Raw genomic sequence first — 11,791 nt, 5'->3', positions numbered from 1 at the left:
CAAGTTATTGTAGCGTATTTTGGGTGGTATGCCTATCTCGCCAATATAGACTGACAAGGCAACACAATATTACCCGCCAAAAAAAAGCCAAACCCTGAGGTTTGGCTTTTTTTGAAAAATAACTAAAAAATTATTGCAACATGAGGTATTCAAACGCGCTGAGTGCCGCTTTACTACCTTCGCCCATCGCAATATTAATTTGCTTAAACGGTACAGTAGTCACATCACCACAGGCAAAAATTCCGGGTTTGTTGGTTTGGCATTTCTCATTGATTTCAATTTCACCAAATTTGGTCACCTGTACCAAATCTTTGACCACTTCCGAGTTTGGCACCAGTCCGATTTGCACAAAGATAGCAGATAATGGCAATTCTTTGTTTTCACCGGTGGTACGGTCTTGGTAAATTAGCGAACTGACTTTACCATCAGTTGCTTTAACCTCTTGGCTCGCTACACTCGTCATGATATCAATATTATCGCGCTCTTTGGCTTTATTAATCAATACTTGGTCTGCTTTGAGCGTGTCAGCAAATTCTAACACTGTCACGTGTTTGACAATGCCTGCTAGGTCAATTGCCGCTTCAATCCCTGAGTTACCGCCGCCCACAACTGCCACGTCTTTGCCTTTAAAGAACGGACCATCACAGTGCGGACAATACGCAACGCCACTACCGATATTTTCGTCTTCACCTTTGATGTTAAGCTTACGCCATTTTGCCCCCGTCGCTACGATAATCGCACGAGTGGCGAAACTTTCACCGGTATTAAGCGTGATTTGGTAGGTTAGCTTATCCTCGCCTTGCTCATTCATTTGTGCAGAATTTTCGGTGATGGATGTCACGCTTACCATTTCTTTGACCGTTATACTATAAGCGGTGATATGTTTGACAAAATTGGCAGATAATTCATTACCATTGGTCAATGGGATTGAAATCAAGTTTTCGATATCTTGGGTATCTTTCACTTGCCCACCGATACGATCAGCCACCATGGTCACTTTTAAGCCTTTACGTGCCACATAAATGGCTGCCGCCACACCCGCAGGTCCGCCACCGATGATGGTCACATCTTGCTCCTCAAGCTGTTCGGCTGCTGCTGCAGCACTCATCAAATCTGGATATTGCTGTTGCAGTTTCTCGATGAGTTTGGCAGTGTCAATTTTACCATTGGCAAAAGGTTTGCCATTTAAATATACCGCAGGTACGCCTTGGATATTGCGCTCGTTAATCATGTCTTGGAACACACCACCATCAATCATTTCATTGCTGATGTTGTCATTGAGTAACGCAAATTGGTTCAGCGCTTGCACCACGTCTGGACAGTTGTGGCAAGACAATGAGACGAACGTTTCAAATTTTAGCGGCTGTTTAATCGCCTTAATGATATTTTGAATACCTGGGTCAAGTTTGAGCTCACTGCCACCTGATTGTAAAATAGCCAAAATCAATGAGGTAAACTCGTGACCACCGGGAATACCACTAAAAATGATACCCGTATCTTTGTCTTGGCTACGGATTTTAAAACTCATCGGTGATAGATTGGCATCGAATTGTTGACTCAAACGAATCTTGTCAGTAGTGCCTGCAATTTGGGTCAAAAAATCCACCAGTTCAGCGCGCTGTTCATGCTCACCCTCACCCAACACAAACTCAATCGGGCGAGTCATACGTTCGCTATAACTTTTTACTGCATCTAATAAACCTTGATCTAACATGGTATCTTCCTTCTAGTCATTGGGTAAGTCATTGTGTTAACCTTATTATTGTGATTTTTGTGGGCTTTGACAATCTAAGAAAGTTGATAGCTATGTTTTAAAAAACAAAACGTTTATTATTTTATATAACAAAATATTAATACATAAATTACTTAAGTGCATTGATAACGTGGCTTTTCCCCCTCACCAATTGTTACCGATTAGCGTATAGTCAACCCTACAATTTTTCGTTACAATGCTAATAAGACAAATACAATATACCAACTCAATCAAATTTGTCTTATATGTTGACCCCTTTGCATTATTTTTCACATACAACCAAAAAAGGAAAGGACTATGTTTCCAGAACATCGCGAACTTATTAGCAAACTAAAAACTTCTGATAAACACTTTGAAAAATTATTTGATAAACACAACGAATTAGATGCTCAAATCATTAACCTAGAAAAAGATCCTGTTGCAGCAGGCAGCCGTGATGACGAAATTGAAGCATTAAAAAAACAAAAACTACAATTAAAAGATGAAATCTACAAAATCTTAGAAGACAATAAAAATAAATAAGTTCTAAGCTAAGTTCGATTTTATTGACTAAGCCCTGTTCGTTGTGACAGGGCTTTTGCTATTGATAGCAAGTGTAAGGCTTAAATCAACCAATTAACCCTACTTTAAGAAAATTGGACTGTAAAAAAATTGGTTTAAGCGTGGCTGACGGCATTATTTTTTTGTGAATACATTAACCAAGAAGCATAATAGCATCGTCACCATAATCACCGGCAAGGTATTGCCGATATCGAGTGGATGGGCAAGCCAATAACGATACAAGCAAAAACCAATCGCCCAGACAATCAAATTTTTGACATTAAAACGCTGTTTAATATCGGTATTTTTTAAAATAAAAAAGTCCACAATTTGAATGGCTGCCATTGGCGCAAACACTGAGCCTAAAAAGTATAAAAATTCAGTGATATCATCCATGGGAAACAACATCGCTGCGATAGTACAGATGAGGGTAACGCCAATTGCCAAGCCTTTTTCTGGAAGTTTTTGCCACAGCGAAACACCCGACACGCCCCTGCCCATAGCAAGGCGTAATGGCTACTTGTGGTCTGACTGCCAGTTTGGTGGGTGGTTGGTGCGCTATCCATGGTTATTTTCTCAAGCTTCAAAGAAGCTGATTTTATCAGCCGTTGCCGTAAAACCACCGACTTTAGGCGGTGGATATAAGGCAACTTGTACACTATAACGCTTGCATAAATTTTGCTAAAATAATTTGCATGAAAACACTCAAGCTACGCATACGAGATAAACACACAGCAAAGCTTAACCGCCTAAGTGGTTTGGTTAATTTCGTATGGAACTACGTTAATGCGTTAAGCTATGAGCATCTTAAGCGTACTGGCAAGTTCTTTAGTGCGTATGATTTAAACGAATATACCAAAGGTAGCGGTGAACTGGTTGGCTTACACTCGCAAACCATTCAAGCCATCAATGAAACCCATGCCAAAGCTAGAAAACAATTCAAAAAAGCCAAACTATCATGGCGAACCAATAACCCAAATTCAAAACGTAAATCATTAGGTTGGCTACCATTTAAACAATCTGCCATTAAGCATATTGCCACGCACCAAACAGGCAAAAAAGGCTTAAAATCCACTTTGCAACTAAGCCTAGCCAAAGGACAAAAACTAGTCATCGACCTATGGGACAGCTACAATCTATCGTTATATCAAATCAACACTTGCGAGTTGGTGCAAGACGCACGCAGTCATTGGTATGCCTGTATTACCGTCAAAGACTACCCTAAAACACAATGCGGAACGGGTAGCGTTGGGATTGATTTAGGTTTAAAAGACAGTGCCACCGCCTCAAATGGCAATAAATTACAAATCAAACAAACGCTCAAATATGCCAAAGCGTTAGCCACTGCCCAACGTGCCAAAAACAAACAGCGTGTCAAAGCGATTCATGCCAAAATCAAAAATACACGCCAAGACCTCATCCATAAATTCACCACCCAATTAGTTAAAGATAATGCGCTAATCGTGGTAGGTGACGTTAGAACTACCCAATTTAACAGTAAAAAAGGCAAACTCGCCAAATCGGTTTACGATGCAGGCTGGTTTGAACTAAAACGACAACTGACCTACAAATGCGAGAACGCAGGTTGCCGTTTTGAAATCGTGAATGAGAGATACACGACCCAGCGATGTTCGTGTTGCGGTGAAATCACCGCCAATAGTCCGAAAGGTAGAAAATCGCTTGGAATAAGAGAATGGATATGTGCTTCGTGTGGCACATGGCATGATAGAGATATCAATGCCAGTAAGAACATTCTTGCGGTCGGGCTTGACCGTCTTGTAGAAGGAATCCCCTTGCTTTAGCAAGGGGAGGAAGTCAACTAATTGTCAGTCAATGAAACATTAGACTATCAATATTAGATTTTACCGACCAAATCTAGGCTTGGTTTTAAGGTTTCTTTACCTTTTTCCCATGCCGCTGGACATACTTCACCGTCGTTGTCACGCACGTATTGAGCCGCTTCGATTTTACGGATTAAGTCTTTGGCAGAACGACCGATACCTAGGTCATGAATTTCTGCCACTTTGATTTTACCGTCTGGGTCTACCAAGAAAGTACCACGAAGGGCAGCGTTGTCTTCTTCAATCATCACGTTAAAGCCGCGAGTGATTTTACCAGTACCGTCGCCAAGCATTGGGTATTTTACTTTAGCGATTGCAGGTGACGCATCTGCCCATGCTTTGTGTACAAAATGGGTGTCTGTCGATACCGCATACACTTCCGCGCCTAGACCTTTGATTTCTTCATAATGGTCTGCCATGTCTTCAAGTTCAGTTGGGCAAACAAAGGTAAAGTCATGTGGGTAGAAGAAAAACACTGCCCATTTGCCTTTAACGTCATCTGATGATATTTCTTTGAATTCACCATTCACATATGCTTGGGTTTTGAATTCTGGAATGGTTTGGTTAATAATTGCAGCCATGGATTTTTCCTTATATAAGCTATTGTTGTGGTTAAAAATTTAGCAACATCACCATTTGACAAAGCCAAATCAGTGAGTGCTATATTGATAACACAAATTTGATGTCATTGGCAACCTAGCTTTTTAGGCTTCTAGCTTTTTAGGCTATAGTCGGTTGCTGTTTTCTACTCATCAAACGTTGTTATCGATGGGTCTATCTTAGTACAATTTAAGATTCAGTCTAGTTTAAAGTTTTTAATTTATTGATTAATTTTTTAAATTAACCTTGATAGTTTTGCCTTATAGTTTCAATCTTTAGGCTATCTTGTAATTATTTTGAAAGGCTCGATAATGAGTTTACTGTCAAGACCAAATTAATGATAGATTAAAAAAGATTCCACTCGTAAAAGCACACAAAAATGGTAAACTAAATTTGAAATGATTCGGTTCATTGAAGTTTTTAGCATGCATCTTTTGCGTGTTGTTTGCTAGGGTAGCCGTCAGTTTTTTTACCTTTTTATCTTTTTATTTATCTTTAACTAAAACGCGTTAGCGAAAATTTTACGCTATTTTAAAGGTTAAAATTCAAACCATGATTACATTACGACAATTAGAATTTGCATTGGCAGTTGCCAAATACAAGCATTTTAAACGGGCAGCAGAAGAGTGTAATATCTCACAATCTGCTTTAAGCTTAGGGATTGCAGAGCTGGAAAAGCAGCTTGATACCCAAATTTTTGAGCGTAACAACAAACAAGTGCTAATCACCCCGATTGGGGAAGAAATTCTTGAGCGAGCTGCGCGGGTATTTGCCGAAGTCAATGATTTGGTGACCCGCGCCCAGACGCACCAAACCCCACTCGCCTATCCGATGACGATTGGTATCATCCCAACCATTGCGCCGTTTTTGCTGCCCAAGGTATTGCCGCTACTGCGCCAACAATTCCCACAGTTTCAGCTCAATGTGGTAGAAGAACAAACCGAGCGATTGCTTGAAAAAGTCCGTTATGGCGCGATTGATACCGCCATTATTGCGCTGCCTTACAATACTGACGGCATGCTATCATTTGAGTTTTGGTCAGAGACGTTTTTGGCGGTATTTGCTAAAGACAGTAAACATGCCAACTTACCTAGCATCAATGCCGATGAGTTAGCCAACAGTAACTTGATGCTGCTAGGCGAAGGACATTGTTTGACCGATCATGCGCTATCGGTGTGTCACCTCGATAAAAGCCGCGTCAAACACGCCTTTAGTGAAGCAAGCCTGCATACGTTAATTCAAATGGCTATCAGCGGTATGGGCACCACGCTAGTCCCGCAAATGGCAGCTGGGCAAGTGCGCCAGCAGACTGACAATGTGTCGTTAGTGCCGCTCAATGAAGCCGGTCCGCATCGCCGCTTGGCGTTTGTCACCCGTCTCAACTATGCGCGGGTCGATGATGTTAATCTATTGGGTCGCTTGTTTGCCCAAGGGTTACACGATAGTGAATTGGCGTCTGCGCCAGCCATCGCAGACTCTGAGTCCATGACTTCAGCGAACCCCGCCACAGAGGCATAATTTTTTATGCTCACTTTATTACATACATCAGATTGGCATTTGGGGCGTAGGCTTTATGGTAAGCCACGCTACGATGAATTTAAGCAGTTTTTAGACTGGCAGCTACAGACGCTGCGTGAGCAAAAAGTCGATGTGCTATTGATTGCAGGGGATATTTTTGATACCACCGCCCCCAGTAACCAAGCGCAAAATTTATATTATGATTTTTTAAGTCAAGTTTGCCATACCGATTGCCGCCATGTGATTATCGTAGCGGGCAACCATGATTCAGCCAGTTTTTTGGAGGCACCCAAACAGCTACTCAAAGCCTTTAACATCCATATCATCGGTAGTATGACAGATACGCCGACTGATGAAGTGATTACGTTATCAGATAAATTAGGGCAACCTGAGCTCATTGTCATGGCAGTGCCCTACTTGCGTGACCGTGATGTGCGAACTGTCGGGCATGGCGAACGCCTTGATGATAAAGAACGAAAACTTGCCCAAGGCATCAAAGCCCATTATGCACAGATTGCCGATATTGCGATTGCGCAACAAGCGCAGCTCAAAGCCAAATATAAGCGTACGATTCCGATTGTGGCAACGGGGCATTTATTTACCGTCGGCGGGCAAACGATGGAGGGCGATGGGGTGCGTGATTTGTATGTCGGCTCACTGGGTAGTATCGGTGCCGAGATTTTTCACCCACAGATTGACTATGTGGCGCTTGGGCATTTGCATATCCCGCAAGTGGTTGGCGGACAACCACACATCCGTTACGCTGGCTCACCCATTGCCATGGGTTTTGGTGAAAGTCGCCAGCAAAAACAAGTGCATTTGCTGCGATTTGATGCCAAGCCTGACTTACTGTCACAGCCATTACAGACTTTAACCATTCAAAAAAAACCGCTTGTCTCTGCACCAACCCCTGTCAAAAAACGCAAAAGTGTGAGCCATACGTCGATGGATTTATTTGCGGATGAAGAGTTGCCTGAACCATCCATGCTTGGCGCGATAAATACAGAGGCTGATATTAACGCAGAGGTTGATGCTCAAGCGAGCCATAAAGCAGGATATGATACACCCAGTTATTATCTAAGTGGGCAACTTAGTGGACAGCCTTACAATATAGCCAAGCTTAGCGATACTACCCTCCTGCAATCACTGCCTGTTCCTGTGTTCCAACCCATACAAACGCTCAAAGGCGATTGGCAAACCATCAAAACTAGCTTACACAGCCTAAAAAAAGCCCAACAATCGGTTTGGCTTGAAGTGGTGTATGACGGGCAAGAAGTCGTGGGTGATTTATCAGAAAAAATTGCAGAACTGGTTAAAGACGCTAGGCTTGAAGTACTACGCATCAAAAATCAGCAAAAACGCGATCAGGTGATGCAAAGCCAGCGCATGGATGAGTCGCTTGAAGAGTTAAACCCAACACAAGTGTTTGAACGCTGCCTAATTGCCCATCAAGTGCTAGAAGAACAAAAACCCATGTTATGGTCAAGATATACTGAAGTGCTTGAAAGCTTGCAAGGGGGGCAGCAATGAGAATCTTAAAGCTACGCTTTCAAAACCTTAATTCATTGCAAGGCGAATGGGAAATTGACTTTCGTCATGCCGCGTATGCCGATGAAGGTATTTTTGCCATCACAGGCTCGACAGGTGCGGGTAAAAGCACCATTTTAGATGCCATTTGTCTTGCCTTATACGGTGCGACGCCACGCTTGGGCGAGATTACCCAAAGCAAAAATGACCTCATGTCACGCCATACCGGCGAATGTCGAAGCGAAGTAATTTTTGCCACCAAAAGTGGCAGCTATCGCTGTACTTGGCTACAAAAGCGCGCCAGAAAAAACCCCGAAGGCAACTTGCAATCCCCGACGCACGAAATCGCCCCTTTTACCGATGATGCTGCAGATTTACCACCGCTTGAAACCCAAACCAGAAAAACTAGAAAACTGGTCGCTGAATTCACCGGCATGGATTTTGACCGTTTTACCCGTGCCATGCTACTGGCGCAAGGCAGTTTTGCTGCTTTTTTGCAAGCTAATAGCGATGAGCGCTCCAATCTGCTCGAGGAAATCACCGGCACCGAAATCTATGGCGATATCTCAAAAAAAGTACACGAGTTTAAAACCCAATCAGACGCTGAACTTAAGACGCTCACGGATCGCTTATCAGGCATGACGGTGTTATCTGATGAAGAAATACAAAGCCTAACCTCACAAAAAAACGCCCTGGTTGATATCGTCAATGACACCAAAACCGCCTTGACTAAAATCGAGTCTGATAAGCTATGGCGACAAAACCTTGATGCATACATGCACCAAATCCATAAGCTTGAGCATGAAGCACACGACCTTGCCGAGCAAGAAAGCCAATTTGCCCCACAAAAAACCCGACTACAGCGCGCACTAAAAGCCCTTGAAGTGTCGGGTGATATTAAAAAACTTGATTATCAGCGCGATTTATTGAGCGCACAGCTCAGTGATCTTGCCAGTTATCAACACCAGCTACCCACCGCCGAACACAATTACCAACTTGCTCAAAAAAACCAAGATGAGCGTCAAGCACAAGCCCAGCAAACCGAAAACGACTGGCAACAAGCCCAACCGTTATTGAACCAAGTGCGCAAGCTTGACACTACCCTTGGGCAAAAAAATCAGTACGCTCAAGAGATTGCGCAGCAGTTGTCACAGCTTAGTGAGCAATTGGCTCATAATTCCCAAAGCATTGATAGTCAGCAGCAGCAGCTTGTTAGCCAGCAAGTAGAGCGTGAACAGCTTACCCAAGCGCAGCAGCAAATCCCCCATGCAACAACCTTGCCTCAAACATTGGCCTCCCTTACCCAACTACAGGAATCTAGCCAAGCACTCAGTGAACAAGTGCAGGCTTTAGTCACCGAACAGCAGCGGTTACAAGGTGATTTTCAGCACAATGGGCAGCAAGCTTGCGCTCTGCAATCACAGCTCACGCAGTTGCAATCACAAATTTCTCACCATCGACAAAACTTAGAAAGCCAAACCAGTCACTTACATCATCTGACACAAGGGCAGTCAGCAGCAGCATTGCGCCAGCAGGTTGAAACTTATTGGCAAACCGACCAGCAGCTTATCGCCATGCAAGGCGATGTGCAGACTTGGCAAACCAACCTACAACACTATCAGCAATTTGTGCAGCAGTTAGCCGAGGGTCAAAATCAACTGGCTCAGATTGCTAGCCAACGACTAACTAGCGAGCAGCAGCAACAAGCCGCCGAGCAAACCTTTGAATTGTTAAACCGCAACTTGATTTTATTGGCAAAAATTCAAGATTTGACCGAGGAGCGCGATAAATTACGCCACGGCGAACCTTGTCCGCTGTGTGGGTCAACTGCGCATCCTTTCGCCACCCATCAGCCCTACACGCCCGATGATACCGAGCAACAATTAGCGATTGCCAAACAACGGCTTGATGACATCAATCGCCAATTACAGCAGTTATTGCTTGAAGAGCATGCACTCACAAATAACCAGCAACAGTTCAATGAGCATTTACAGCACTTACAGGCACACAACCAACGCTTATTAAATCAATTACAGCTTACCAGCCAACACCTTACACATGCTCAGCTTGTACAACAGGCAATTGAAGCATTAGCATCCATTACAGCCCCCAGCACCGATAACAATATAGACCACAAAGTCCTTCAAACATTGGCGACGATAATCAAGGCTGAACAAACCAACAATCAGCAATCTTTGGCAGCGCTGCAAGATTCACTGACGCAAATCGAAGCTGTACAATCCGAGCAGCAGCAAACCCAGCAGCGATTAGCAAAACTGAGCGAGCAATACCATGATGTTTTGCAGCAACAAACCGTGCTACAAAATCAGCAGCAACATCGCCAAGACAGAATCCGCGATATTGATGCCCAGCAATTGGTTATCGCCGAGAAACAACATCAAGTAATGCAGCGCATCGACAAGTTGCTGATGCCGTTTGCAACGCGCGAGCGCACTTTTAGTTTTGCTACCACACAGGATGTGAATACCCAATTAAATCAGCATATCGATACCCTTGCGCAACTTTTGCAGCGCTATCAGGGATTAGAAACTAAGCTTAGCCATATCAATGACACCATCACAGGAATTGAGCAAGCGCTCACCCGATTGGTGGCAGATCAGCAACATTTAACCCAAAATCAACACCAAGTCCGTCAGCGACAGCAAGCATTGGCGCAGGAGATTAGCGAGCTACAGGCGCAGCGATATGCTTTGTTTGGCGAACAAGCGGTAGACATCGTCTCTCACGCGTTAATCCAAGCAAAAAATCAGGCTTTGCAGGACTATCAAGCCAGCCAAACCGCCTTTCATGAGCAGCTAAGTCAGCTGCAGATTTTGCAACAACAAATCGCATCTTTGACCACTAGCACCACCCAACTAAAAACTGCCCAGCAAACGCTACAAGCCGATATCCAGCAGCGTTTTGCGACATTGGGTTTTGTGGATGACGCGGATTATCGCGCTGCGGTGCTAGTCGATACTGAGCGGGAACGCTTACAACAGCTTGCCAGTCAACTCCATGACAGCCAGCAGCGCAATCATAACCTACTGTCTGAAGCCAAACGCATACAGCAGCAGTTACTTGATCACCCCCAAACTGCGTTGTCACTTGAGCAATTGCTTGATGCGCTTGGGCAATTGCAACAGCAATTTAGCGAGCAGCAAAAACAATTGGGCGCCGTTGAACAGCAGCTAGCAGCCAATGAAGCCCTTAAACAAAACCAACAGCAACTATTAGATGCCATCAACCAACAGCGCAACCATACCGAAGAATGGAAGGTATTGCATCAGTTGATTGGTTCAAGCGATGGCAAAAAATTCCGTAACTTTGCCCAAGGCTTGACCTTTAATATCATGGTTGCCCATGCCAATGAACAGCTCAAAAAAATGAGCGACCGTTATTTGCTGATAGCTGATAGCGAGCAGCCCTTGATGCTCAACGTGATGGACAATTACCAAGGCGGGCAAATCCGCACCAGTAAAAATCTATCAGGCGGTGAGAGTTTTATTATTAGCTTATCGCTTGCATTGGGACTGTCAAATATGGCCAGTCACCGCATGCAAGTAGATTCGCTGTTTTTGGATGAAGGCTTTGGTACGCTCGATGAAGAAGCACTCGATGTAGCGCTCGACACCCTAACCAACCTACAGCAATCGGGCAAGCTAATTGGCGTGATTTCCCATATTCAGGCGCTCAAAGATAGAATCAGCAGTCAAATCCAAGTAGTGCCGCAAACAGGGGGCATCAGTAAAATTATCGGTGCCGGTATTACCAAGATTAGTTGACGCAGTCTAGGTTTGGTTAAGCTAAATTAGAAGCTAATATAGTGAAAACTAAATTATAGTTAACAAGGACGTTCGTGGTAAGCTTATTGAACCTATAAAAAATGATACCTGAAGAGATAGGCTCAGGGCGAACAACGGTTATTATAATGTCAGATTCACTATAAGCTAAGCGGCGCGGCAAAACCATCATAACAACCGATTCATCTTGCTGTCATGTCATGGGTTCA

The 11,791-nt window shown here is 43.8% G+C and carries 8 protein-coding genes; 5 read left to right on the top strand and 3 right to left on the bottom strand.

What is annotated here, in order from left to right:
- Positions 1-130: 130 nt before the first annotated feature.
- On the bottom strand, positions 131-1,714 hold the full coding sequence (gene ahpF, locus H9W84_RS02905) for an alkyl hydroperoxide reductase subunit F (protein ID WP_239741576.1): 1,584 nt from the start codon (positions 1,712-1,714) through the stop codon (positions 131-133).
- 336 nt (positions 1,715-2,050) lie between these two features.
- Here ahpF and H9W84_RS02900 point away from each other — a divergent pair, with 336 nt between their 5' ends.
- On the top strand, positions 2,051-2,275 hold the full coding sequence (locus H9W84_RS02900) for an HP1242/YdcH family protein (protein ID WP_007116424.1): 225 nt from the start codon (positions 2,051-2,053) through the stop codon (positions 2,273-2,275).
- Positions 2,276-2,428: 153 nt separating this feature from the next.
- Here H9W84_RS02900 and H9W84_RS02895 read toward each other — a convergent pair whose 3' ends face one another.
- Complete coding sequence (locus H9W84_RS02895) at positions 2,429-2,782, bottom strand: purine-cytosine permease family protein (RefSeq protein WP_239741575.1); 354 nt, start codon at positions 2,780-2,782, stop codon at positions 2,429-2,431.
- A 206-nt stretch (positions 2,783-2,988) separates the two neighbouring features.
- On the opposite strand from H9W84_RS02895, the gene H9W84_RS02890 reads away from it, so the two are divergent.
- The gene (locus H9W84_RS02890; protein ID WP_239741574.1) at positions 2,989-4,095 is read left to right on the top strand and encodes an RNA-guided endonuclease InsQ/TnpB family protein; all 1,107 of its coding nucleotides are present in this window, start codon (positions 2,989-2,991) and stop codon (positions 4,093-4,095) included.
- A gap of 53 nt (positions 4,096-4,148) precedes the next feature.
- Here H9W84_RS02890 and ahpC read toward each other — a convergent pair whose 3' ends face one another.
- Positions 4,149-4,715, bottom strand: coding sequence for an alkyl hydroperoxide reductase subunit C (gene ahpC / locus H9W84_RS02885; protein ID WP_239741573.1), 567 nt, complete (start codon positions 4,713-4,715; stop codon positions 4,149-4,151).
- Positions 4,716-5,286: 571 nt separating this feature from the next.
- Here ahpC and H9W84_RS02880 point away from each other — a divergent pair.
- From H9W84_RS02880 to H9W84_RS02870, 3 genes are read left to right on the top strand one after another with little or no spacing between them, the layout of a single operon-like run.
- Entirely contained in the window at positions 5,287-6,252 is a 966-nt protein-coding gene (locus H9W84_RS02880) for a hydrogen peroxide-inducible genes activator (RefSeq protein WP_239741572.1), read from the top strand.
- Positions 6,253-6,258: 6 nt separating this feature from the next.
- The gene (locus H9W84_RS02875; protein WP_239741571.1) at positions 6,259-7,782 is read left to right on the top strand and encodes an exonuclease SbcCD subunit D C-terminal domain-containing protein; all 1,524 of its coding nucleotides are present in this window, start codon (positions 6,259-6,261) and stop codon (positions 7,780-7,782) included.
- Positions 7,779-11,564: an AAA family ATPase gene (locus H9W84_RS02870; RefSeq protein ID WP_239741570.1), complete on the top strand. Its 3,786-nt coding sequence runs from the start codon at positions 7,779-7,781 to the stop codon at positions 11,562-11,564. The genes H9W84_RS02875 and H9W84_RS02870 overlap by 4 nt, the downstream gene beginning before the upstream one ends.
- Positions 11,565-11,791 lie beyond the last annotated feature (227 nt).

It is taken from the genome of Moraxella tetraodonis (assembly GCF_022359095.1).
GTDB lineage: Bacteria > Pseudomonadota > Gammaproteobacteria > Pseudomonadales > Moraxellaceae > Faucicola > Faucicola tetraodonis.
Note: the sequence above shows the minus strand (reverse complement) of the source record. Positions and strands in the feature narration are given on the sequence as shown.

Coding starts and splice junctions, on each gene's coding strand:
- ahpF (WP_239741576.1), bottom strand. CDS start 1,714: ATGTTAGATCAAGGTTTATTAGATGCAGTAAAAAGTTATAGCGAACGT.
- H9W84_RS02900 (WP_007116424.1), top strand. CDS start 2,051: ATGTTTCCAGAACATCGCGAACTTATTAGCAAACTAAAAACTTCTGAT.
- H9W84_RS02890 (WP_239741574.1), top strand. CDS start 2,989: ATGAAAACACTCAAGCTACGCATACGAGATAAACACACAGCAAAGCTT.
- ahpC (WP_239741573.1), bottom strand. CDS start 4,715: ATGGCTGCAATTATTAACCAAACCATTCCAGAATTCAAAACCCAAGCA.
- H9W84_RS02880 (WP_239741572.1), top strand. CDS start 5,287: ATGATTACATTACGACAATTAGAATTTGCATTGGCAGTTGCCAAATAC.
- H9W84_RS02875 (WP_239741571.1), top strand. CDS start 6,259: ATGCTCACTTTATTACATACATCAGATTGGCATTTGGGGCGTAGGCTT.
- H9W84_RS02870 (WP_239741570.1), top strand. CDS start 7,779: ATGAGAATCTTAAAGCTACGCTTTCAAAACCTTAATTCATTGCAAGGC.